Origin of the sequence: Pseudomonas syringae (assembly GCF_021606685.1) — a bacterium.
In the GTDB taxonomy this organism is placed as follows: Bacteria; Pseudomonadota; Gammaproteobacteria; order Pseudomonadales; family Pseudomonadaceae; genus Aquipseudomonas; species Aquipseudomonas syringae_R.
The window spans coordinates 99,069-119,871 of the sequence record NZ_WKCB01000005.1 but is presented as its reverse complement, the minus strand read 5'-3'; the positions used below and the strand labels follow the sequence as shown (position 1 = coordinate 119,871).

General features: G+C 60.0%; 26 protein-coding genes. 10 read left to right on the top strand and 16 right to left on the bottom strand.

The features are described 5' to 3' along the window. Nucleotides 1–30: 30 nt before the first annotated feature. From hisC to GIW02_RS03720, 10 genes are all read right to left on the bottom strand, one after another. On the bottom strand, nt 31–1,083 hold the full coding sequence (hisC, locus tag GIW02_RS03765) for a histidinol-phosphate transaminase (RefSeq protein WP_236411188.1): 1,053 nt from the start codon (nt 1,081–1,083) through the stop codon (nt 31–33). Between the two features lie 3 nt (nt 1,084–1,086). Beyond that, nucleotides 1,087–2,409, bottom strand: a complete 1,323-nt coding sequence (gene hisD / locus GIW02_RS03760) for a histidinol dehydrogenase (RefSeq protein ID WP_122307384.1) — start codon at nt 2,407–2,409, stop codon at nt 1,087–1,089. A 128-nt stretch (nt 2,410–2,537) separates the two neighbouring features. Beyond that, complete coding sequence (gene hisG / locus GIW02_RS03755; protein ID WP_003171824.1) at nt 2,538–3,173, bottom strand: ATP phosphoribosyltransferase; 636 nt, start codon at nt 3,171–3,173, stop codon at nt 2,538–2,540. A gap of 258 nt (nt 3,174–3,431) precedes the next feature. Beyond that, entirely contained in the window at nt 3,432–4,697 is a 1,266-nt protein-coding gene (gene murA / locus GIW02_RS03750; protein ID WP_236411186.1) for a UDP-N-acetylglucosamine 1-carboxyvinyltransferase, read from the bottom strand. Nucleotides 4,698–4,720: 23 nt separating this feature from the next. After that, nucleotides 4,721–4,960, bottom strand: coding sequence for a BolA family protein (locus GIW02_RS03745; protein ID WP_003188597.1), 240 nt, complete (start codon nt 4,958–4,960; stop codon nt 4,721–4,723). A 113-nt stretch (nt 4,961–5,073) separates the two neighbouring features. After that, nucleotides 5,074–5,379: an STAS domain-containing protein gene (locus tag GIW02_RS03740; protein ID WP_236411185.1), complete on the bottom strand. Its 306-nt coding sequence runs from the start codon at nt 5,377–5,379 to the stop codon at nt 5,074–5,076. Next, nucleotides 5,376–6,023 (bottom strand): Tgt2/MlaC family protein, encoded by a 648-nt coding sequence (locus GIW02_RS03735; RefSeq protein ID WP_236411184.1) that lies wholly within the window; start codon nt 6,021–6,023, stop codon nt 5,376–5,378. The genes GIW02_RS03740 and GIW02_RS03735 overlap by 4 nt, the downstream gene beginning before the upstream one ends. An 11-nt stretch (nt 6,024–6,034) precedes the next feature. Further along, nucleotides 6,035–6,502: an outer membrane lipid asymmetry maintenance protein MlaD gene (mlaD, locus tag GIW02_RS03730; protein WP_076951187.1), complete on the bottom strand. Its 468-nt coding sequence runs from the start codon at nt 6,500–6,502 to the stop codon at nt 6,035–6,037. Then, nucleotides 6,502–7,299 carry a lipid asymmetry maintenance ABC transporter permease subunit MlaE gene (gene mlaE / locus GIW02_RS03725; RefSeq protein WP_010213107.1) on the bottom strand — a complete coding sequence of 266 codons (798 nt, stop codon included), beginning with the start codon at nt 7,297–7,299 and terminating at the stop codon, nt 6,502–6,504. The genes mlaD and mlaE overlap by 1 nt, the downstream gene beginning before the upstream one ends. Beyond that, nucleotides 7,299–8,108, bottom strand: coding sequence for an ATP-binding cassette domain-containing protein (locus GIW02_RS03720; protein WP_003171811.1), 810 nt, complete (start codon nt 8,106–8,108; stop codon nt 7,299–7,301). Before GIW02_RS03720 ends, mlaE begins: the two co-directional genes overlap by 1 nt. A 298-nt stretch (nt 8,109–8,406) precedes the next feature. On the opposite strand from GIW02_RS03720, the gene GIW02_RS03715 reads away from it, so the two are divergent. The 10 genes from GIW02_RS03715 to GIW02_RS03670 all read left to right on the top strand — a co-directional run bounded on the left by GIW02_RS03715 (nt 8,407) and on the right by GIW02_RS03670 (nt 15,429). Further along, nucleotides 8,407–9,381, top strand: a complete 975-nt coding sequence (locus GIW02_RS03715) for a KpsF/GutQ family sugar-phosphate isomerase (protein WP_236411183.1) — start codon at nt 8,407–8,409, stop codon at nt 9,379–9,381. Then, entirely contained in the window at nt 9,382–9,906 is a 525-nt protein-coding gene (locus tag GIW02_RS03710; RefSeq protein ID WP_003188588.1) for a KdsC family phosphatase, read from the top strand. A gap of 8 nt (nt 9,907–9,914) precedes the next feature. Next, nucleotides 9,915–10,487 (top strand): LPS export ABC transporter periplasmic protein LptC, encoded by a 573-nt coding sequence (lptC, locus tag GIW02_RS03705; protein WP_236411182.1) that lies wholly within the window; start codon nt 9,915–9,917, stop codon nt 10,485–10,487. After that, nucleotides 10,474–11,007: a lipopolysaccharide transport periplasmic protein LptA gene (gene lptA, locus GIW02_RS03700; RefSeq protein WP_116629094.1), complete on the top strand. Its 534-nt coding sequence runs from the start codon at nt 10,474–10,476 to the stop codon at nt 11,005–11,007. Before lptC ends, lptA begins: the two co-directional genes overlap by 14 nt. Next, entirely contained in the window at nt 11,008–11,733 is a 726-nt protein-coding gene (gene lptB / locus GIW02_RS03695) for an LPS export ABC transporter ATP-binding protein (protein WP_003171806.1), read from the top strand. Between the two features lie 197 nt (nt 11,734–11,930). Beyond that, nucleotides 11,931–13,424: an RNA polymerase factor sigma-54 gene (locus GIW02_RS03690; protein ID WP_236411181.1), complete on the top strand. Its 1,494-nt coding sequence runs from the start codon at nt 11,931–11,933 to the stop codon at nt 13,422–13,424. A gap of 75 nt (nt 13,425–13,499) precedes the next feature. Then, nucleotides 13,500–13,805, top strand: coding sequence for a ribosome hibernation-promoting factor, HPF/YfiA family (gene hpf, locus GIW02_RS03685; RefSeq protein WP_003171804.1), 306 nt, complete (start codon nt 13,500–13,502; stop codon nt 13,803–13,805). A 10-nt stretch (nt 13,806–13,815) separates the two neighbouring features. Then, the gene (gene ptsN / locus GIW02_RS03680; protein ID WP_236411179.1) at nt 13,816–14,280 is read left to right on the top strand and encodes a PTS IIA-like nitrogen regulatory protein PtsN; all 465 of its coding nucleotides are present in this window, start codon (nt 13,816–13,818) and stop codon (nt 14,278–14,280) included. 2 nt (nt 14,281–14,282) lie between these two features. Continuing rightward, entirely contained in the window at nt 14,283–15,140 is an 858-nt protein-coding gene (gene rapZ / locus GIW02_RS03675) for an RNase adapter RapZ (RefSeq protein ID WP_236411177.1), read from the top strand. Between the two features lie 16 nt (nt 15,141–15,156). Beyond that, nucleotides 15,157–15,429 carry an HPr family phosphocarrier protein gene (locus GIW02_RS03670; RefSeq protein WP_012722237.1) on the top strand — a complete coding sequence of 91 codons (273 nt, stop codon included), beginning with the start codon at nt 15,157–15,159 and terminating at the stop codon, nt 15,427–15,429. A 36-nt stretch (nt 15,430–15,465) separates the two neighbouring features. Here GIW02_RS03670 and GIW02_RS03665 read toward each other — a convergent pair whose 3' ends face one another. The 6 genes from GIW02_RS03665 to pmbA form a co-directional block, all read right to left on the bottom strand. Further along, nucleotides 15,466–16,359, bottom strand: coding sequence for a ZIP family metal transporter (locus GIW02_RS03665; protein ID WP_236411176.1), 894 nt, complete (start codon nt 16,357–16,359; stop codon nt 15,466–15,468). Between the two features lie 34 nt (nt 16,360–16,393). Next, complete coding sequence (locus GIW02_RS03660) at nt 16,394–17,005, bottom strand: superoxide dismutase (protein ID WP_101266549.1); 612 nt, start codon at nt 17,003–17,005, stop codon at nt 16,394–16,396. A 1-nt stretch (nt 17,006) separates the two neighbouring features. Then, on the bottom strand, nt 17,007–17,435 hold the full coding sequence (locus GIW02_RS03655) for a hypothetical protein (RefSeq protein WP_236411174.1): 429 nt from the start codon (nt 17,433–17,435) through the stop codon (nt 17,007–17,009). Between the two features lie 27 nt (nt 17,436–17,462). Then, nucleotides 17,463–18,839: a class II fumarate hydratase gene (locus GIW02_RS03650; RefSeq protein WP_236411172.1), complete on the bottom strand. Its 1,377-nt coding sequence runs from the start codon at nt 18,837–18,839 to the stop codon at nt 17,463–17,465. Next, entirely contained in the window at nt 18,832–19,227 is a 396-nt protein-coding gene (locus GIW02_RS03645; RefSeq protein WP_159933017.1) for a FagA protein, read from the bottom strand. The genes GIW02_RS03650 and GIW02_RS03645 overlap by 8 nt, the downstream gene beginning before the upstream one ends. 145 nt (nt 19,228–19,372) lie before the next feature. Beyond that, on the bottom strand, nt 19,373–20,719 hold the full coding sequence (pmbA, locus tag GIW02_RS03640; protein ID WP_236421777.1) for a metalloprotease PmbA: 1,347 nt from the start codon (nt 20,717–20,719) through the stop codon (nt 19,373–19,375). Nucleotides 20,720–20,803: the final 84 nt, after the last annotated feature.

Here is a 20,803-nt window from a genome sequence, read left to right as displayed (position 1 = left end):
AGGCCCGTCAAGCCAATAAAGGTCTAACGCCTAGAGCTCGCCAAGCCCATCAATCAGCGCCTGGTTCTGCTCCGGCGTACCGATGCTGATCCGCAGGAACTGGGCAATCCGCGCCTGCTTGAAGTGCCGCACAATCACGCCCTGCTCACGCAGCTTCGCAGCCAAACCCGCCGCGTCATGCTGTGAGTGACGGGCAAAGATGAAGTTGGCGGCCGATGGCAATACTTCAAAGCCCTTACCTTCCAGTTGGGCAACCAACTGGTTGCGGCTGTCGATCACCTGTTGGCAAGTCTTCTCGAAGTACTCACGGTCTTCGAACGCCGCCGCCGCGCCGACAATCGCCAGGCGATCCAGCGGGTAGGAGTTGAAGCTGTTCTTGACCCGCTCCAGCGCCTCGATCAGGTCCGGGTGGCCCACGGCCAGGCCCACGCGCAAACCGGCCAGTGAGCGCGATTTGGACAGGGTCTGGGTCACCAGCAGGTTCGGGTAGCGGTCCACCAGGCTGATGGCGGTGTCGCCGCCGAAGTCGATATAGGCCTCATCGACCACCACCACCGAATCCGGGCTGGCCTTGAGGATCTGCTCCACCGCCTCCAGCGCCAGCACGCAGCCGGTGGGCGCGTTCGGGTTGGGGAAGATGATCCCACCGTTGGGCTTGGCGTAGTCGGCCACGCGAATCTGGAACTGCTCGTCCAGTGGCACCGGGTCAGACTTGATGCCATAGAGGCCGCAGTAAACCGGATAAAAGCTGTAGCTGATGTCCGGAAACAGCAGCGGCAAATCGTGCTGGAACAGGCCATGGAAGATATGCGCCAAGACTTCATCGGAACCGTTGCCGAGGAACACCTTGCCGGCGTCGATCCCGTAATACTTGGCCACGGCCTGCTTGAGCAGGTCGCTGTTGGGGTCCGGGTACAAACGCAGGTTGTCATTCAGCTCGGCCTGCATCGCCGCCAATGCCTTGGGCGACGGGCCGTAGGGGTTTTCATTGGTGTTGAGCTTGACCAGTTTGGTCAGTTTTGGCTGCTCGCCGGGCACGTAAGGCACGAGGTCCTTGACGAAAGGGCTCCAGAATTTGCTCATGTCTCAGTTCCCCTTCTCTTCAAGGATGCGGTACTCGGCGCTGCGGGCGTGGGCGCTCAGGGATTCACCACGGGCCAGCACCGAGGCGGTCTTGCCCAGTTCGGAAGCACCCTGTGGCGAGCAGAAAATGATCGACGAACGCTTCTGGAAGTCATACACCCCCAGCGGCGACGAGAAACGCGCGGTGCCGGAGGTCGGCAGCACGTGGTTCGGGCCTGCGCAGTAGTCGCCCAGCGCTTCGCTGGTGTGGCGGCCCATGAAGATCGCACCCGCGTGGCGAATCGACGGCAGCCAGGCTTGTGGGTCAGCTACCGACAACTCCAGGTGCTCCGGCGCAATGCGGTTGGCCACTTCGATAGCCTGCTCCATGTCACGCACGAGGATCAGCGCACCCCGGCCATTGATCGACTTCTCGATGATCTCGGCACGGTCCATGGTCGGCAGCAACTTATCGATGCTGGCGGCCACCTTGTCGAGGAACTCGGCGTCCGGGCTGACCAGAATCGCCTGGGCGTCTTCGTCGTGCTCGGCCTGCGAGAACAGGTCCATGGCGATCCAGTCCGGGTCGGTCTGGCCGTCGCACACCACGAGGATTTCCGAGGGGCCGGCGATCATGTCGATACCCACCTGGCCAAACACATGGCGCTTGGCGGTGGCGACATAGATGTTGCCCGGGCCCACCACTTTATCAACCTTGGGTACGCTTTCGGTGCCATAGGCCAGGGCTGCAACGGCTTGCGCACCACCAATGGTAAACACGCGGTCGACCCCGGCGATGCAGGCGGCGGCCAGTACCAACTCATTGATTTCACCACGCGGGGTCGGCACCACCATGACCACTTCAGTCACGCCCGCCACCTTGGCAGGGATGGCGTTCATCAATACCGATGACGGGTAGGAAGCTTTACCGCCGGGCACGTACAGCCCGGCGCGGTCCAGCGGCGTGACCTTCTGGCCCAGCACGGTGCCGTCGGCCTCGGTGTAGCTCCAGGAATCCTGTTTCTGTTTTTCGTGATAGCTGCGCACGCGCGCCGCCGCCACTTCCAGGGCTTCGCGCTGGGGCGCGGTGATGCGCGTCAGGGCCAGCTCCAGGCGTTCGCGGGGCAGGATCAGGTCCGACATCGACGCCACGTCGAGGCCGTCGAACTGGCGGGTGAAGTCCACCAGCGCCGCATCACCGCGCTCGCGCACGGCCTTGATGATGTCGAGCACCCGCTGGTTGACCGAGTCGTCGGACACGCTTTCCCAGCTCAGCAGATGATCCAGATGATGGGCGAAATCCGGGTCGGCAGCGTTGAGTCGGGCAATTGCAGTGGACGTGGTCATAGCGAGGGCCTCAATAGAATTGGCAAAAACTCAGGCGCCCTAAACTAGCAGTCGTTTCCGCTTGGGCACCTGAGAATTCTGGCTATGAGGCGGATAGACGGGCGTAGCTTTTCAGCTACGCAGGTAGGTCAACCGCGGTGTCGCGACTCCACTGCGGTGCGCAGGGTGTCGATCAACGCCTGGATACGGGCATGTTGCATCTTCATCGAAGCTTTGTTGACGATCAGGCGGGAGCTGATGTCGGCAATGAAATCCTGAGGCTCGAGACCGTTGGCACGCAGGGTGTTGCCGGTGTCGACCACGTCGATGATCTTGTCGGCCAGGCCGATCAGCGGCGCCAGCTCCATCGAGCCGTACAGCTTGATGATGTCGACCTGACGGCCTTGCTCGGCGTAGTAGCGCTTGGCGACGTTGACGAACTTGGTGGCCACGCGCAGACGGCCTTTGGGCTCGACGTCACCGACACGGCCGGCGGTCATCAATTTGCACAAAGCAATGCGCAGGTCCAGCGGCTCGTAGAGGCCCTGGCCACCGTACTCCATCAGCACGTCTTTACCGGCGACGCCCAGGTCGGCCGCGCCATGCTCAACGTAAGTCGGCACGTCGGTAGCCCGTACGATCAGCAGGCGAACGTCGTCCTGGGTCGTGGGGATGATCAGCTTGCGGCTCTTGTCCGGATTCTCGGTTGGCACGATGCCCGCTTCAGCCAGAAGCGGCAAAGTGTCGTCAAGGATGCGGCCCTTGGACAGTGCGATGGTCAACATGGGAAACGTCAGTCCTTCATCAGGCTATTGCTGTCCAGTCGCAAACGGCGCCAGACACAGATCGAGGCCATTACAGCCTCGATTTGAAACAAATTCAGTAACAGCTCAGGTAACAACAAACACAGACCCGTGGCGAGCGGGCTTGCCCGCGTTGGACTGCGTAGCAGTCCCATTTTTAGGGTCGCTACGCAACCCTACGCGGCGGTGCGACGACTCGACAAGCCCGCTCGCCAGAGTGACAGTGTTTGCAGCCCGGGGTTAGCCCGGTACGCGGCGGATCTTCGCGCCGAGCATCTGCAGTTTCTCTTCGATGCACTCGTAACCACGGTCGATGTGGTAGATGCGGTCGATCAAGGTGTCGCCGTCAGCGCACAGCGCCGAGATCACCAGGCTCGCCGAAGCACGCAGGTCGGTAGCCATGACTGGCGCGCCCTTGAGCTTGTCGATACCGGTGACGATGGCGGTGTTGCCTTCGACCTGGATCTTGGCGCCCATGCGGTGCAGTTCATACACGTGCATGAAGCGGTTTTCGAAGATGGTCTCGATCACGGCACCGGTGCCTTCGGCAATCGCGTTCAAGGAAATGAACTGCGCTTGCATGTCGGTCGGGAACGCCGGGTACGGAGCGGTCCGCACGTTGACGGCTTTTGGCCGCTTGCCGTGCATGTTCAGCTCGATCCAGTCGGCACCGGTGGTGATTTCGGCACCGGCTTCCTTGAGTTTTTCCAGCACGGCTTCAAGGATGGTCGGATCAGTGTCCTTAACCTTGACGCGGCCACCGGTAACGGCGGCAGCTACCAGGTAGGTGCCGGTCTCGATACGGTCCGGCATCACTTTGTAGGTGGCCGAGTGCAGGCGCTTAACACCGTCGATGGTGATGGTGTCTGTGCCGGCGCCGGTGATGTTGGCACCCATGGCGATCAGGAAGTTGGCCAGGTCGACCACTTCAGGCTCGCGGGCGGCGTTTTGCAGCACGCTACGGCCGTTGGCCAGGGCAGCGGCCATCATGATGTTCTCGGTACCGGTCACGCTGACGGTATCAAAGAAGAAGTTGGCACCACGCAGGCCGCCTTCCGGCGCCTTCGCCTTGATGTAGCCGCCTTCGACGTCGATGGTCGCGCCCATGGCTTCAAGGCCACGGATGTGCAGGTCCACTGGACGCGAGCCGATGGCGCAACCGCCAGGCAGGGCCACTTCGGCTTCGCCGAAACGGGCAACCATCGGGCCGAGCACCAGGATCGACGCACGCATGGTTTTCACCAGCTCGTACGGAGCAATCAGGGTCTTGATGGTGCGCGGGTCGATTTCGACAGCCAGTTTCTCGTCGATCACAGGCTCGATGCCCATGCGACCGAACAGCTCGATCATGGTGGTGATGTCGTGCAGGTGCGGCAGGTTGGCCACAGTCACCGGGCCATCGCACAGCAGGGTCGCTGCCAGGATCGGCAACGCGGAGTTTTTCGCACCGGAAATGCGGATCTCGCCATCAAGGCGGCCACCGCCGGTAATAATCAATTTATCCATAAGAATCTCGACGCCTTGGGGGCTCAGGTGCGCTCGGCCCAGGCCGCGCGGCTGAAAAATTTCATAGTGACCGCATGGATGCTGCCATCGGTGATCCATGGGTTCAAATGGGCATAGATCTGCTGTTGACGCTTGACCGGGCTCAATGCCGCCAGTTCATCGCTAATCACGTTCAGCTGGAAATTGCAGCCTTCGCCTTCAACTTCTACGGTCGTTTCCGGCAGCTTTCCTTCAAGGAAGCTCTTAACTTCTAGGGCCTGCATGCTCAACCTCTATCGGCGCCCAGTGCGCGCGGGTCGCACATCATACAAAAAAGCCCCGCGCCTGCGAACCCCGCATAGCAGGACTCTGACGGGGGGCTTCTCAATAATGTGTATTAAGGGTGCGCCAACAGCTCGGTCAAACCCGAAACCTGGGCAATTTCGCGCATGTCTTCAGGCAATGCACGGATGCTCACCGGCTTTCTGGCCGCCTGGGCATCACGCATAAAGCACAGCAGCAACGACAACCCGACGCTGCTGGACTTGGTCACCGCCGAGCAATCCAGCACCAGCGTTGGGGCGGTGCTGGTCTTGATCAGGGTCTGGCCCTGCTTACGCAGGTCAGGCCCGGAGCGGTAATCCAGCACGCCGCTGATCAACAGCTCGCCGGCTTCGCCGAGACGAACAGCCGACTCGGTCATTGCGCAGGCTTCCCGGCAGCTTTATCGGTTTCTTCCTTGGCCTTGGCCACTTCACCGGCCCAACCATTGATGGTTTTGTCGAGGTCGTTGCCATTGCGCTGCATGGCGTCGGCGAACTGGTCACGGAACAGCTTGCCGATGTTGATGCCGTTGATGATCACGTTGCGCAGCTTCCACTCGCCGTTGATCTTCTCCAGCGTGTACTGCACAGGGTAGACGGCACCGTTGTTGCCTTTGACGCTCATGTTGACGCTGGTGCGATCACCCGACTCGTCGCCAGCTGGCGCAACGGTAATGCCCTGGTTGTTGTACTCGAGCAGCGCGTTGCCGTAGAACTGGAACAGGCCTTTCTTGAAGTTTTCCTGGAAGGTCTGCATCTGCGCCGGCGTCGCCTTGCGCGAATACTTGACCGTCATGATGCTGCGGGAAATGCCTTCGGCATCGACCACCGGACCGACAATGGTATTGAGCGCGTTATAGAACTGACTCGGGTCTTGCTTGTACTTTTCCTTGTTGGCCGACAGGTCAGCCAACATCTTGTTAGTCGTGTCCTGCACCAGTTCGTGGGCAGAACCTGCTGCGTTGGCCATCAACGGCAGCGCTGCCAGCAGTACCAGGAGGCCACGTCGCAAGGTAGAGATCATGTACAGATTCCTCATTTGGCGTCTTTATTGACCGTATTGAGCAGGAATTTACCGATCAAGTCTTCAAGTACCAACGACGACTGTGTGTCGTGGATTGTCGAGCCATCCTTGAGCAGGGCTGTTTCCCCACCCACGCTGACACCGATGTACTTCTCGCCCAGCAGACCCGCAGTGAGGATAGATGCAGTGGAGTCGGTCGGCAGGTTATCTACCTTCTTGTCCAGTTGCATGGTCACTCGCCCGGTGAAGCTGTCGCGATCCAGATCGATTGCCGTGACCTTGCCGATGGTTACACCGGCCATGGTCACTTTAGCTCTGACAGTCAAACCGGCGATATTGTCGAAGTACGCGTAAAGTTTATAAGTATCGGCGTTGGGGCTGGCCGACAGGCCACTGACTCGCAGGGCCAGCAACAGTAAAGCCAGGATGCCAGCCAGCAAGAAAAGGCCGACACCGATTTCCACAGTGCGGTTTTGCATCAGAAATCTCCAAACATCAAGGCGGTCAAAATGAAGTCAAGGCCCAGTACCGCCAGCGAGGCGTACACAACGGTCTTGGTGGTGGCGCGACTGATCCCTTCTGAGGTGGGCTCACAGTCGTAGCCTTGGAATACGGCAATCCAGGTCACTACAAAGGCGAAGACAATGCTCTTTATGATGCCGTTGAGCACGTCACCGCTGAAGGTCACGCTGTTTTGCATGTTGGCCCAGTAGGAACCGTCATAGACGCCCAACCAGTCCACTGCCACCCAGGACCCGCCCCAGATACCCACCACGCTGAAGATCATCGCCAGCAGTGGCAGGGAAATGAAGCCGGCCCACAGGCGCGGAGCAACAATGTATTTGAGCGGGTCCACGCCGATCATTTCCAGGCTGGACAACTGCTCGGTGGACTTCATGTTGCCGATTTCGGCGGTCAGCGCAGAACCCGCGCGCCCGGCAAACAGCAAGGCAGTGACCACCGGCCCCAGTTCACGCAACAGCGTCAGGGCAACCATCTGCCCCACTGCCTGCTCGGAACCGTAACTGGACAGGATATTGAACCCCTGCAACGCCAGCACCATGCCGATGAACACCCCGGAAACCACGATGATAACCAGGGACATCACGCCCACCGAGTGCAGTTGCTTGATCAGCAGGCCAAACCCGCCGCCAATGCCACCGCGCCCAAGCAAGGCATGGAACAGGAAAATCGTCGAACGGCCGAGCACTTCGACGATGTCGATGCCGGAGCGACCGAAAAGGCGAACCTTTTCGATAAGAGATGTCTTGCGCATCAGCGCTTCCCCAGAAGATCTGAGCGGTAATCCGCTGCCGGAAAGTGAAACGGCACAGGGCCATCGGGATCGCCGGTCATGAATTGGCGAATGCGCGGGTTATCGGCGTTCATGAGTTCTTCGGGCGTGCCCTGGCCCAGCACCTGACCATCGCCGACCACATAGAGGTAATCGGCAATGCTCGCGGTTTCTGCAAGGTCGTGGGAGACAACGATACTGGTAATCCCCAGCGCATCGTTGAGCAGGCGGATCAGACGTACCAGTACACCCATGGCGATCGGGTCCTGGCCGACGAAGGGTTCGTCGTACATGAGGATCTGCGGGTCGAGGGCAATGGCACGCGCGAGTGCGACCCGGCGCTTCATGCCGCCGGACAGTTCGTCGGGCATCAAGTCGATGGCACCGCGAAGGCCTACGGCCTGCAGTTTCAGCAACACAATGTCACGAATCATTTCATCGGACAGCTGGGTATGCACCCGCAGCGGAAAGGCAACATTCTCGAACACATCAAGGTCGGTGAACAGCGCACCGCTCTGGAACAGCACACCCATGTGCTTGCGCGCATCGAACAGATCACTGCGCGACAAGGTCGGCAGGTTCTGGCCGTTGACCCACACTTCGCCGGCGCTTGGGCGCAATTGCATGCCCATCAGGCGCAACAGGGTGGTCTTGCCGCAACCGGAAGGCCCCATGATGCCCGTGACCTTGCCGCGTGGAATGCGAATATCGACGTTATTGAAGATGCTGCGCGTCCCGCGCTTGAAGGTCAGTCCCTTCAGCTCGACCGCGTAGGCGTTATCGGCACTCATCTAAACTCCTTGGGATGCAGCCTCTCACTCAGACACCACGCTTGCGACAAACGTTTGCAACGATTGCACAATAGATAGCCACATGGGCTGGGCGGACCGAACTGGCGGCGAACTATATCACTGCTGGTACAACGCGCCCAAGGCCGGAACAGTCCTTGTTCAGATTGAGGACAGGGAAAAAACGTTGCTTAGGATGAATCTCAGGCGCAACAAGAATAAACCCTGACGAACTTGCGTGAGGGAATTGATCATTACCGCTATAATCGGCGACTTTTCGTCAGGCTATACGATTTCAGACATGAGCCAATCCAGCGACCTTATTCAATCCGCACAACGCACCATCCGCCTAGAGCTAGAAGCCGTAGAGGGCTTGCTGGCCCACATCGACGCGGATTTCGTACGCGCCTGCGAGATGATTCTGGCCAGCAAGGGCCGCGTTGTCGTGGTCGGCATGGGCAAGTCGGGCCACGTCGGCAACAAGATCGCCGCCACCCTGGCAAGCACCGGCACCACCGCATTTTTCGTGCACCCGGCCGAAGCCAGCCACGGTGACATGGGCATGATCACCAAGGATGACATCATCCTGGCGCTGTCCAACTCCGGCACAACCAACGAAATCGTGACCCTGCTGCCGCTGATCAAGCGCCTGGGCATCAAGATGATCAGCATTACCGGCAACCCGGAATCGACGCTGGCCAAGGCCGCCGAAGTCAACTTGAATGTGCACGTGGCCCACGAGGCGTGCCCGCTGAACCTGGCACCGACCTCCTCCACCACCGCCGCGCTGGTCATGGGCGACGCCCTGGCCGTGGCGCTCCTGGAGGCCCGCGGCTTTACGGCGGAGGACTTCGCGTTTTCCCATCCGGGTGGCGCACTGGGCCGCCGACTGCTGCTCAAAGTGGAAAACGTCATGCATTCGGGCGATGAATTGCCCCATGTCCAACGCGGCACCCTGCTCAAGGACGCGCTGATGGAAATGACCCGCAAGGGCCTGGGCATGACCGTGATCCTGGAAGCTGATGGGCGCCTGGCCGGGGTCTTCACCGACGGCGACTTGCGCCGCACCCTGGACCGCACCATCGACATCCACACAGCCACCATCGACGCGGTGATGACCCCGCACGGCAAGACCGCTCGCCCCGAGATGCTGGCTGCAGAAGCATTGAAGATCATGGAAGACCATAAGATCGGTGCGCTGGTGGTAGTCGATACCCACGACTACCCGATCGGCGCCCTGAACATGCACGACTTGCTGCGTGCAGGAGTGATGTAAATGACCAGCGACCTGATGCAACGCGGTAAAAACATCAAACTGGCGATTTTCGATGTGGACGGCGTACTGACCGACGGCCGCCTGTATTTCCTCGAAGATGGCAGTGAATTCAAGACGTTCAACACCCTCGACGGCCAGGGCATCAAAATGCTGATGGCGGCGGGCGTACAAACGGCGATCATCAGCGGCAGAAAAACTCCGGTTGTGGAACGTCGCGCACAAAACCTGGGGATTCCTCACCTGTATCAGGGCCGCGAGGATAAACTGGTGGTTCTGGACGAGCTTCTTGGCCAACTCAACCTAAGCTATGAGCAGGTCGCTTACTTGGGCGATGATTTGCCCGACCTGCCGGTCATTCGCCGAGTCGGCCTGGGCATGGCCGTTGCCAATGCTGCGGCGTTCGTGCGCGAGCACGCCCATGGCATCACCACTGCGCGTGGTGGCGAAGGTGCCGCCCGCGAGTTCTGCGAGCTGATTCTGCGTGCCCAGGGCAGCCTTGAAGCAGCCCACGCCGCCTACTTATAGAGCGTTTTATGCTGAGTAAAAAGATTCGCAACTTCCTGCTTTTCGGGGTCATCGCCGCGCTGTTCCTCGCGGTGGGCTACTGGAACATCAGCCCGGAGCGCTTCCTTGACCAACCTGCTGCGCAGGTGGACGAAGGCGCTATCGACTACTACGCCACCAATGCCAAAAGCGTGCAGTTCCTGCCCGATGGCAAGGTGCAGTACGAAATGACCTCGGACAAGGTCGAGCACTTGAAGGCCACCGAAGTCACCTTGCTGACCAACCCGGACATGAACATTTACCGCGGCACCGAGTTCCCGTGGCACGTCACCAGCAAGCGTGGCGAGGTCAACCCGGACGGTACCGAGGTAGAACTGATCGACTCGGTGCGCGTTGCGCGCACTGACGATAAAAAACGTGAGACCGTGATTACCAGCAGTCGCATGACCGTATTCCCGCAGAAGCAATATGCGCAGACCGAGCAAGACGTTAGAATCGACGGCGCTGGCGGTGTATCGACTGGCAAGGGAATGAAAGCGTATTTGAAAGAAAGCAGGATACACCTGCTATCGAACGTAAGAGGACAGTATGAGGCTCGTTAAAACTCTCCCTATTTTGCTCGGTCTGGGCGCAGCACTGGGAAGCGTGAGCGCCTGGGCTCTGCCGAACGATAGCCAGCAACCGATCCACATCTCGGCTGACGATGCGCAGCTGGATGACAAGCAAGGTGTTGCCACCTACACCGGCGGCGTGATCATCACCCAAGGGTCGATGAAGATCACCGGCAATACCGTGACACTGACGCGCACCCAAAGCGGTGACATCGACGTCGTGACCTCGGTAGGCAACCTGGCTTACTTCGAACAGAAGCAGTCCGCCGCCGATACCGGCCCGATGAAGGGCTACGGCAAGACTATCCAGTACCACGCCCAGCAGAACCGCATCGTGCTGATCGACCAGGCCAAGGTGCTCAGCCCCGACGGCAACTCCACGGAAGGTGAAAAAATCACCTATGACACCGTGAAGCAGATCGCAAACGCCGGCCGCGCCAATGGCTCCAAGGTGACCGCGCCACGCCCACGTATCGATATGGTTATCCAGCCTAAGAAGAAGGCCGAGTAAATGGCAACCCTGAAAGCCCAGCATCTGGCCAAGGCCTACAAAAGCCGTCAGGTCGTGCGCGACGTCAGCCTGTCGATCGACAGCGGCCAGATCGTCGGCTTGCTCGGCCCCAACGGCGCCGGCAAGACCACCTGCTTCTACATGATCGTCGGCCTGGTCCAGGCGGACCAGGGTCGTGTATTGATCGACGACCTGGATGTCAGCCACCAGCCCATGCACGGCCGCGCCCGTGCCGGCATCGGCTATCTTCCGCAGGAAGCGTCGATCTTCCGCAAATTGTCGGTAGCCGACAACATCATGGCGATCCTTGAGACACGCAAGGAACTCGACCGCGATGGCCGTCGCAAGGAATTGGAAAGCCTGTTGCAGGAGTTCCATATCAACCACATTCGCGACAACCTGGGCATGAGCCTGTCCGGCGGTGAACGTCGCCGTGTGGAGATCGCCCGAGCACTGGCAACTGCCCCCAAGTTCATCCTGCTGGACGAACCGTTTGCCGGCGTCGACCCGATCTCGGTCGGCGATATCAAACAGATCATCCATCACCTCAAGGCCAAGGGGATCGGCGTACTCATCACCGACCACAACGTGCGTGAGACCCTCGACATCTGCGAAACCGCCTATATCGTCAACGATGGCCAGCTGATCGCCGAAGGCGACTCTGCCACCATCCTGGCCAACGAGCTGGTCAAGGAAGTGTACCTGGGTCACGAGTTCCGCCTGTAAACCAGCCTTTCAACACGAGGCGTTGGCAGGTCGTTTGCCTCAAGCGCGGACGTCAATGAAAACCTCCGGATTTTTATTGTTACCGCGCTCTAGGCAAAGCCCCGGATATCAGGCATATAATTTGCTTATGTTTGGCGCTCACGCGCCCTGTCGTGGATGGCGCATTGCGCCGGCGAATAAGGTGTTAAGCCCCTGCCATGAAACCATCGCTAGTCCTGAGAATGGGCCAGCAGCTGACGATGACACCGCAGCTGCAACAGGCCATCCGCCTGCTCCAATTGTCGACCCTGGACCTGCAACAGGAAATCCAGGAGGCCCTGGAGTCCAATCCGATGCTCGAACGCCAGGAAGAAGGCGACGACTTCGATAACGCAGACCCGCTGGCCGACAACATAGAGCACAAACCCAATTCCGACGTGCAGGAACCCTCCTACCAGGAAACCGCCCCTACGGTGGACAACCTCGAAGAAGGCGACTGGAACGAACGCATCCCCAACGAACTCCCGGTGGACACCGCCTGGGAAGACGTCTACCAGACCAGCGCCAGCAGCCTGCCCAGCAATGACGATGACGAGTGGGACTTCACCACCCGCACCTCCGCCGGCGAAAGCTTGCAGAGCCACCTGCTGTGGCAACTGAACCTTGCACCGATGTCGGACACCGATCGCCTGATCGCCGTGACCTTGATCGACTGCATCAATAACCAGGGCTATCTGGACGAGACGCTCGAAGAAATTCTGGAAGCGTTCGACCCGGAACTGGACATCGAACTGGACGAAATCGAAGCCGTCCTGCACCGCATCCAGCAGTTCGAGCCCGCCGGCATCGGCGCCCGCTCGCTCAGCGAATGCCTGCTGCTGCAACTGCGCCAGCTCCCCGCCAAGACCCCTTGGCTGGCCGAGGCCCAGCGCCTGGTCACCGATTACATCGATTTGCTCGGCAGCCGCGACTACAGCCAGCTGATGCGCCGCATGAAGCTCAAGGAAGACGACCTGCGCCAGGTCATCGAGCTGGTGCAAAGCCTCAACCCGCGCCCAGGCTCGCAGATCGAGTCCAGCGAAGCCGAATACGTGGTCCCTGACGTTATCGTGCGCAAGGACAACGAACGCTGGCTGGTCGAGCTGAACCAGGAGTCGGTGCCCCGCCTGCGGGTCAACCCGCAATACGCCGGTTTCGTGCGCCGCGCCGACACCAGCGCCGACAACACGTTTATGCGCAACCAGTTGCAGGAAGCGCGCTGGTTCATCAAGAGCCTGCAAAGCCGCAACGAAACCCTGATGAAAGTGGCCACCCAGATCGTCGAGCACCAGCGCGGCTTCCTGGAATATGGCGACGAAGCGATGAAACCTCTGGTTCTGCACGATATCGCTGAAGCGGTGGGCATGCATGAATCGACCATTTCACGGGTGACCACGCAAAAATTCATGCATACCCCACGGGGTATTTATGAACTGAAATACTTTTTCTCCAGCCATGTAAGCACCTCCGAAGGCGGCGAATGCTCGTCCACGGCGATCCGCGCGATCATCAAAAAACTGGTTGCCGCGGAAAATCAGAAAAAGCCGTTGAGTGACAGCAAGATCGCTGGTTTACTGGAGGCACAAGGCATTCAGGTCGCCCGTCGAACCGTCGCCAAGTACCGCGAGTCCCTCGGGATCGCGCCTTCCAGCGAGCGAAAGCGTTTGATGTGACGGGCGGGCCACAGCGTTCCAGTGGCAGGCGCTTTTGCCTGTCGCTTTATGCACTGGCAACGAAGGAGAAGCTGTATGCAAGTCAACATCAGTGGACACCAGCTGGAAGTCACCAAGCCCCTGCGTGAGTACACCGAGAGCAAGCTGAACAAGCTTGCGGGGCATTTTGACAAGATCACCAACGTGCAGGTCATCATGGAGGTCGATAAGCTCAAGCAGAAAATCGAGGCCACCCTGCACGTACCCAATGCGAAGCTCGTCGCCAATGCGGAACATGAAGATATGTACGCAGCGATTGACTCGCTCTACGACAAGCTGGACCGCCAACTCATAAAGCATAAGGAAAAGAATCTGCACCTGATGCAAGGTACAGGTCGTTAACTCTCCCCCCATGATCCGACTTGAAACCATCCTGACCCCCGGCCGTTCACTTGTGAACGCGCCGGGTGGCAGCAAGAAGAAAGCCCTGGAACAAATTGCCAACCTGATCAGCCGCGAAGTGCCTGAACTGGAGATGCAAGATGTCTACGAGGCCCTGATCGCCCGTGAAAAACTCGGTTCCACCGGTTTTGGCAACGGCATCGCCATTCCTCACTGCCGCCTCAAAGGCTGCGATACGCCAGTCAGCGCCCTGCTGCACCTGGACGCTCCCATCGATTTCGACGCCATCGACGGTGCCCCGGTAGACCTGCTGTTTGTACTGCTGGTCCCACAGGCCGCCACCGATGCGCATCTGGAACTGCTCCGGCAGATCGCCAGCATGCTCGACCGCAAGGAAGTACGCGACAAACTGCGCAGTGCCAGCAGCAACGAGGCGCTGTACCAGGTTGTCCTGGATGAACAAAACGGGCAGTAACCATGCGTTTGATCATCGTCAGCGGCCGCTCCGGCTCGGGTAAAAGCACCGCCCTCAACGTTCTTGAGGACAACGGCTTCTATTGCATCGACAACCTGCCCGCCGGCCTGCTGCCGGAACTGGCCGAACGTGCGTTGATCCACACCGAACTGGCGCAGCCTCTGGTCGCCGTTTCGATTGATGCGCGCAACCTGCCCAGTCACCTTGAGCGATTCCCGCAATTGCTCGAGGAAGTGCGGGCCAAGCACATTCATTGCGATGTGCTGTACCTGGACGCCGACGAAGAGACCCTGCTCAAGCGTTTCTCCGAAACCCGTCGACGCCACCCACTCAGCAGCCCCCACCGCTCGCTGGCCGAAGCCATCGAAGACGAAACCAAGCTGCTGGGCCCGATCATTGACCTCGCCGACCTCAAGATCAACACCACCGGCCTCAACCTGTACCAGTTGCGCGATGCCATCAAGCTGCGCCTGCTGAACCAGCCAGAGCCCGGCACCGCATTCCTTGTGGAGTCTTTTGGCTTCAAGCGTGGCATGCCGGTGGACGCCGACCTGGTGTTTGATGTGCGCTGCCTGCCCAACCCTTACTGGAAGCCGGAGTTGCGCGATCAGTCCGGCCTCGATCAACCTGTGGCGGAGTACCTGGCGGCGCAACCGGATGTTGAAGAGATGTTCCAGGACATCTCCGGCTATCTGCTCAAATGGCTGCCGCGTTTTGCCGCGAGCAATCGAGCCTATGTCACCATTGCCATCGGCTGCACCGGCGGCCACCACCGCTCCGTCTACCTGACCGAGCGCCTGGGCAAGGTGCTGCAACAAACCCTCAAGAACGTCCAGGTTCGCCACCGCGACCTTAGCTGAAAGGAACACCTGCGCGATGCCCGCTCTGGAAATTGAAATCATCAACAAACTGGGCCTGCACGCCCGGGCCTCGGCCAAATTCGTCGGTGTTGCCGGGCAGTTCCCCTGCCAGATCCGCGCCGGGCGCACCCCGGAATCCATGGTCGATGGCAAGAGCATCATGGCCATGATGATGCTGGCAGCCGGCAAGGGCACCAAGATTCACTTGAAGACAGAAGGCGAGCAGGAACAGGAGGCGATGGACGCCCTGGTGGCGCTGATCAATAACTATTTTGATGAAGGTGAGTAACCTCACCCCCTAGGCCCGACGTGAAGCCGCAAGGCTTCACCCCAATGCCGTATCCATAACCATCATCAAGCAGAACCCGACGCACAGCCCCAGGCTGGCGAGCTTTTCATGGCCGTTGCGCCGCGACTCCGGGATCACTTCGTGGGTCACCACCAACAGCATGGCGCCTGCGGCAAGGGCCAGACCCAACGGCAGCAGCACCTCAGCCAAGCTGACCAGCCAAGCGCACAGTACGGCAAATACCGGCTCCACCAAGCCTGAGGCTGCCCCGATCAGGAAGGCCTTGACCCGCGACATCCCCGCCCCAGCCAATACCAACGCAATCACCAGGCCTTCGGGCACGTCCTGCAAGGCAATGCCCATGGCCAGACTGTCGGCATCCGGCATGCCGCCGCCGGCGGAAACGCCCACGGCCATGCCTTCGGGAATGTTATGGGCGATGATGGCGAACACAAACAGCCAGATACGTGGCGGGATGACCGGTTTATCCGGCGTACCCACCAGCATTTCCGGGCTCGCGCCCGAGACCTTGCGATCTACCAGATACAGCCCGAATGCACCCAGCATGATGCCAAAGCTGATCAGGCCGCTCGCACCCCAGGGCGACAGCCCGAGGCTTTCCGCGGCGGCGATGCCCGGCACAATCAGCGAGAACGCGGTGGCGGCCAACATCACCCCGGCCCCGAAGCCCAGCAAGGTGTCGCTCAACGCCACCGGCATCCGCCGGATCACCAGCACCGGAACCGCGCCCAACGCCGTGCCAAGGGCGCAGATCGCGCCGCCCTGCAAGGCGCGCAGGATGCGCGGCTCCAAGTCCAGCCAGGCCAGCCCGTGAGCCACCAGCAATGCAGTACCTGCCAATAGCAGCAGCGAGCCAAACGCATAACGAAACATTCGCCCGCTGCTGATCGCCAGTGTTTCAGTGCCCATAGTCGGCCTTAGATCTTGTTATGTGGGTTGAATGTCAGGCCAAAGCAGCCTGATAGCGTGCGGCGACTTCAGGCCAGTTAATAACACTGTAGAAGGCGTTGATGTATTCCGGGCGACGGTTTTGATACAGCAGGTAGTAAGCATGTTCCCAGACGTCCAGGCCGAGGATTGGTGTATTACCGTTCATCAGCGGGCTGTCCTGGTTACCGCTGCTTTCGACCACCAGAGTTTTTTGCGGGGTAACGCTCAGCCACGCCCAGCCGCTGCCGAAACGCGTCAAGGCCGCCTTGGTGAACGCTTCCTTGAAGCTGTCAAAACCACCCAACTGCTCGTCGATAGCCTTGCCCAGTGCGCCTTCAGGCTTGCCGCCGCCTTTTGGCGACATCACCGCCCAGAACAACGAATGGTTGGCGTGGCCGCCGCCCTGGTTAATCACCGCTGCGCGTAGCTTTTCCGGCAGTTGTTGCACGCTGGATACCAGCTTTTCTACCGGCCAACCCGCGAACTCCGTGCCCTCAACCGCCGCATTGAGGTTGTTGATGTAGGTTTGGTGGTGCTTGGTGTAGTGAATCTCCATGGTTTGCGCATCGATATGCGGTTCCAGGGCATCGTAGGCGTAAGGCAATGCAGGCAAGGTGTAGGTCATATCAATGTGCTCCGTATTGAGACGTGGTCGGTTGCGTCGCAGTACCGCCCAGCAAGCGATGGGTGCGCGGGTATTCACCGTGGTCGCTGATGAAATTCAACAATTCGACGTAGGTTTTGCTGCTCTGGCGCAGGGCCGCTTCGCGCAATTGCGGGCTCAGGCGCGGGTCCTGCATGGTCTGCAGCAAGCGCTGATGAATGGCGCAGAGGTATTCGGCGCTTTCCTCGGGCTGGTTCAGGCGCAGGTGCAGGTCCGCCAGGTTGTGATGGGAAATGACGCAAGCCGCCACTGCTTCGTCGGCATCCGCCCAGCGTTCGAACAACACTTGAGCCAGGGCCAGGGCTTGCAAATAGGCCTCGCGAGCGTCAACCAGCTCGCCCTGCATAAAGCAGCGATTGGCCCGTTCGATCGTGCGTTTCCAGTGCTCCATGGTGTGCCTCCAAAGCAGAGTCGGTGATTACACGCCGCCGGCCGTGAGCTTTTCCGGGTCCAGCAGGACCTCCAGTTGGCTGCGCGGCAAGTCGGTGTGCTCGAGGGCGACATCAATCACCGGACGGCCCTGCTGATAAGCCTTCTTGGCGATTTCAGCAGCCTTCTGGTAACCAATGATCGGGTTGAGTGCGGTGACCAGGATCGGGTTGCGCGACAGCGCCTCCTTGAGCTTGGCCTCGTTGACCTTGAAGCTGGCGATGGCCTTGTCCGCCAGCAGGCGACTGGAATTGGCCAGCAGTTCAAGGCTGCTGAGCAGGTTCTGAGCGATGATCGGCAGCATCACGTTCAGCTCGAAGTTGCCCGATTGACCGGCCACGGTGATCACTGTGTCATTGCCGATAACCTGTGCGGCGACCATCGCGGTTGCTTCCGGGATCACCGGATTGACCTTGCCAGGCATGATCGACGAGCCCGGCTGCAGACCTTCCAGCTCGATTTCGCCAAGGCCGGCCAATGGGCCGGAGTTCATCCAGCGCAGGTCGTTGGCGATTTTCATCAGTGACACGGCGGTGGCTTTGAGTTGGCCGGAAACGGCGACGGCGGTGTCCTGGGAACCGATCAGCGCGAACAGGTTCTTGCCCGGGGTGAACTTCACACCGGTCAGGCTGCTCAGCTGCTGGCTGAAGCGTGCAGCGAATTGCGGGTGTGCGTTGATCCCGGTCCCCACCGCCGTACCGCCCTGGGCCAGGGCTTGCAGGCTCGGCAGCAGGTCCTGCAGATGGGCGATATTGGCCTTGAGCTGTTGCGCCCAGCCATTGAGCACCTGGCTCATGCGAACCGGCATCGCGTCCATCAGGTGGGTACGACCGGTCTTGATGAAGGGGTGAACCTCCTGGGCCTTCTGCTCGATCACCTGTACCAGGTGCAGCAGCGCCGGCAGCGTCTGCTCGTGCAGCACCAGCGCGGCGCTCACGTGGATGGTGGTCGGGATGATGTCGTTGCTGCTTTGGCCGCAGTTCACATGATCGTTAGGGTTGACCGCCTCGCCCAGCAAACGGCTGGCGAGGGTTGCGATCACTTCGTTGGCGTTCATGTTGGAGCTGGTGCCCGAGCCGGTCTGGAAGATGTCCACCGGGAAGTGCTGCATGAAATCGCCTTCCAGCAAGCCTTGCGCTGCGTCGACGATGGCTTTGCCCTGCCCTTCGCTGATCTGCTGGAGGTCGACGTTGACCTTGGCGGCAGCGGCCTTCGCCAGGATCAGGGCGCGAACGAACTGCGCTGGCATGCGTTGGTTGCTGATCGGGAAATTGTTCACCGCGCGCTGGGTTTGCGCGCCATACAGCGCCTCGGCAGGCACTTGCAGTTCGCCCATGCTGTCGCGTTCGATACGGGTGTTACTCATCGGAAGATCCTTGCACCAGGTCAGAAACAGATAGGGATGGCAGCAATTCGCACGTCGCCAATTGCCAGGCAAAGGTCTGCCAGCGCTTGAGGCGGCAGGCACAGTGGGAGAGTTTTTCCAGGTCGCGCAATGGGCGCCAGGCCTGGTCAAGGCAGGTGGACCGCCAATGCCATGGCAAAGCGATATCGCTCGCGGTGTCGATCAGCAGGCGGAATGACGTTTCGGCGATCGTCCACGGATGGGTGGCGGTGCAGCACGCCAGGTATCGACCCTCGTTGAGGTAATGTTCGATCAGGCGAGGTTCATTGGGATCGAGGCCACAGCGAATCTGACGACTCATCCAGCGCCAGCTCTCCAGGTAGGGATCCTCATGCAGGACAGAACTCATGATCCACACTCATTCGGTAATGATATTTATTATTAAATGATATTGAGAATCAACGCAATGGCGGCATCATGCTCCCACTGAATTGCAGGCACAAAAAAAGCGCGCTATCCGTGAGGTAGCGCGCTTTTTTTGAGAGGCGGACGAATCAGCTGCCGGCGACCGTCATGCGCTCGATCAATACCGACCCCGTACGAATGTTGCTGCGCAGTTCCAGGTCATTGCCCACGGCAACAATCTGCTTGAACATATCGCGCATATTGCCGGCGATGGTGACTTCCTGGACCGCGAATTGAATCTCGCCGTTTTCTACCCAGAAACCCGCCGCCCCACGGGAATAATCACCGGTGACCATGTTCAGGCCATGCCCCATCAGCTCGGTCACCAGCAGGCCGCGGCCCATGCGCCGCAGCAGCGCCGCCTGGTCTTCATCGCCATGGGTTACAAACAGGTTATGCACGCCGCCGGAGTTGGCAGTGCTCGGCAGGCCAAGCTTGCGCCCGGAATAAGTACCCAAGACGTAGGACACCAACTCACCGTTCTCGACGAACGGCTTGGCATAAGTCGCCAGGCCATCACCGTCGAACGCCGAGCTGCCCATGGCCCGCATCAGGTGTGGACGCTCATCGATGGTCAGCCACTCGGGGAACAGTTTCTGGCCAATCGCGCCTTCCAGGAACGACGACTTGCGGTACAGGTTGCCGCCCGAAATTGCGCCCAGGAAGCTGCCGAACAAGCCACCCGCCAGCTCGGCCGAAAACAGCACCGGCACTTCACAGGTCGGTACCGGGCGCGCGCCCAGACGGCTCGCGGCGCGTTGCGCCGCGCGCTGGCCAATGCTGGCAGGGTCTGCCAGCAAGTCGCCCTGACGGTTCACGTCGTACCAGTAGTCGCGTTGCATCTGGCCATTGGCCTCGGCAATCATCACGCAGCTCAAGCTATGGCGCGTCGAGGCATAACCGCCAATGAAACCATGGCTGTTGCCATACACGCGGCAACCTTGGTGGGTGCTCAACGTGGTGCCATCTGCGTTCTTGATGCGGGGATCGGCATCGAACGCCGCCGCTTCGCAGGTCAGCGCTTGTTCGATGGCTTGTTCAGGCGTGATGTCCCAGGCATGGAACAGGTCAAAGTCCTTGAGGTCCTTGGCCATCAACGCTTTGTCGGCCAGGCCCGAGCTTTCATCCTCGGAGGTGTGCTTGGCAATCGCCAGTGCGGCAGCGACCGTTTCGCGAATCGCCTCCGGGCCGCTGGCCGAAGTGCTGGCCGAGCCTTTGCGCTGCCCAACATACAACGTGATGCCAAAACCCTGGTCACGGTTGAATTCGACGGTTTCCACTTCCCGCTGGCGCACCGACGTCGACAGCCCCTGCTCCAGCGAAACCGCCACTTCACAGGCGCTGGCCCCCTGGCGCTTGGCCTCGGCAAGGATCTGCTCGACTTGTTCCTGCAGTGCCGGTAACGCTTGCGGACCGACGCTTTGGGCTGCACTCATGGTTTTCTCCACTCAAATTCTGCTTTCGGTTAAGGCCATCGAGCGACCGGGCCGGACAAGCGGCCCCCGACTGGTTATCATGGC

What these genes read in the sequence shown, in the direction of transcription:
- GIW02_RS03660 (WP_101266549.1), bottom strand. Translation starts at nt 17,005, where the DNA reads ATGACCTACACCTTGCCTGCATTGCCTTACGCCTACGATGCCCTGGAA.
- GIW02_RS03665 (WP_236411176.1), bottom strand. Translation starts at nt 16,359, where the DNA reads ATGGGCACTGAAACACTGGCGATCAGCAGCGGGCGAATGTTTCGTTAT.
- lptA (WP_116629094.1), top strand. Translation starts at nt 10,474, where the DNA reads ATGAGGCTCGTTAAAACTCTCCCTATTTTGCTCGGTCTGGGCGCAGCA.
- GIW02_RS03740 (WP_236411185.1), bottom strand. Translation starts at nt 5,379, where the DNA reads ATGACCGAGTCGGCTGTTCGTCTCGGCGAAGCCGGCGAGCTGTTGATC.
- GIW02_RS03690 (WP_236411181.1), top strand. Translation starts at nt 11,931, where the DNA reads ATGAAACCATCGCTAGTCCTGAGAATGGGCCAGCAGCTGACGATGACA.
- GIW02_RS03650 (WP_236411172.1), bottom strand. Translation starts at nt 18,839, where the DNA reads ATGAGTAACACCCGTATCGAACGCGACAGCATGGGCGAACTGCAAGTG.
- GIW02_RS03720 (WP_003171811.1), bottom strand. Translation starts at nt 8,108, where the DNA reads ATGAGTGCCGATAACGCCTACGCGGTCGAGCTGAAGGGACTGACCTTC.
- lptC (WP_236411182.1), top strand. Translation starts at nt 9,915, where the DNA reads ATGCTGAGTAAAAAGATTCGCAACTTCCTGCTTTTCGGGGTCATCGCC.
- lptB (WP_003171806.1), top strand. Translation starts at nt 11,008, where the DNA reads ATGGCAACCCTGAAAGCCCAGCATCTGGCCAAGGCCTACAAAAGCCGT.
- mlaD (WP_076951187.1), bottom strand. Translation starts at nt 6,502, where the DNA reads ATGCAAAACCGCACTGTGGAAATCGGTGTCGGCCTTTTCTTGCTGGCT.
- ptsN (WP_236411179.1), top strand. Translation starts at nt 13,816, where the DNA reads ATGATCCGACTTGAAACCATCCTGACCCCCGGCCGTTCACTTGTGAAC.
- GIW02_RS03710 (WP_003188588.1), top strand. Translation starts at nt 9,382, where the DNA reads ATGACCAGCGACCTGATGCAACGCGGTAAAAACATCAAACTGGCGATT.
- hisC (WP_236411188.1), bottom strand. Translation starts at nt 1,083, where the DNA reads ATGAGCAAATTCTGGAGCCCTTTCGTCAAGGACCTCGTGCCTTACGTG.
- mlaE (WP_010213107.1), bottom strand. Translation starts at nt 7,299, where the DNA reads ATGCGCAAGACATCTCTTATCGAAAAGGTTCGCCTTTTCGGTCGCTCC.
- GIW02_RS03735 (WP_236411184.1), bottom strand. Translation starts at nt 6,023, where the DNA reads ATGATCTCTACCTTGCGACGTGGCCTCCTGGTACTGCTGGCAGCGCTG.
- GIW02_RS03670 (WP_012722237.1), top strand. Translation starts at nt 15,157, where the DNA reads ATGCCCGCTCTGGAAATTGAAATCATCAACAAACTGGGCCTGCACGCC.
- GIW02_RS03715 (WP_236411183.1), top strand. Translation starts at nt 8,407, where the DNA reads ATGAGCCAATCCAGCGACCTTATTCAATCCGCACAACGCACCATCCGC.
- GIW02_RS03645 (WP_159933017.1), bottom strand. Translation starts at nt 19,227, where the DNA reads ATGAGTTCTGTCCTGCATGAGGATCCCTACCTGGAGAGCTGGCGCTGG.
- pmbA (WP_236421777.1), bottom strand. Translation starts at nt 20,719, where the DNA reads ATGAGTGCAGCCCAAAGCGTCGGTCCGCAAGCGTTACCGGCACTGCAG.
- GIW02_RS03655 (WP_236411174.1), bottom strand. Translation starts at nt 17,435, where the DNA reads ATGGAGCACTGGAAACGCACGATCGAACGGGCCAATCGCTGCTTTATG.
- rapZ (WP_236411177.1), top strand. Translation starts at nt 14,283, where the DNA reads ATGCGTTTGATCATCGTCAGCGGCCGCTCCGGCTCGGGTAAAAGCACC.
- hisG (WP_003171824.1), bottom strand. Translation starts at nt 3,173, where the DNA reads ATGTTGACCATCGCACTGTCCAAGGGCCGCATCCTTGACGACACTTTG.
- hpf (WP_003171804.1), top strand. Translation starts at nt 13,500, where the DNA reads ATGCAAGTCAACATCAGTGGACACCAGCTGGAAGTCACCAAGCCCCTG.
- murA (WP_236411186.1), bottom strand. Translation starts at nt 4,697, where the DNA reads ATGGATAAATTGATTATTACCGGCGGTGGCCGCCTTGATGGCGAGATC.
- GIW02_RS03745 (WP_003188597.1), bottom strand. Translation starts at nt 4,960, where the DNA reads ATGCAGGCCCTAGAAGTTAAGAGCTTCCTTGAAGGAAAGCTGCCGGAA.
- hisD (WP_122307384.1), bottom strand. Translation starts at nt 2,409, where the DNA reads ATGACCACGTCCACTGCAATTGCCCGACTCAACGCTGCCGACCCGGAT.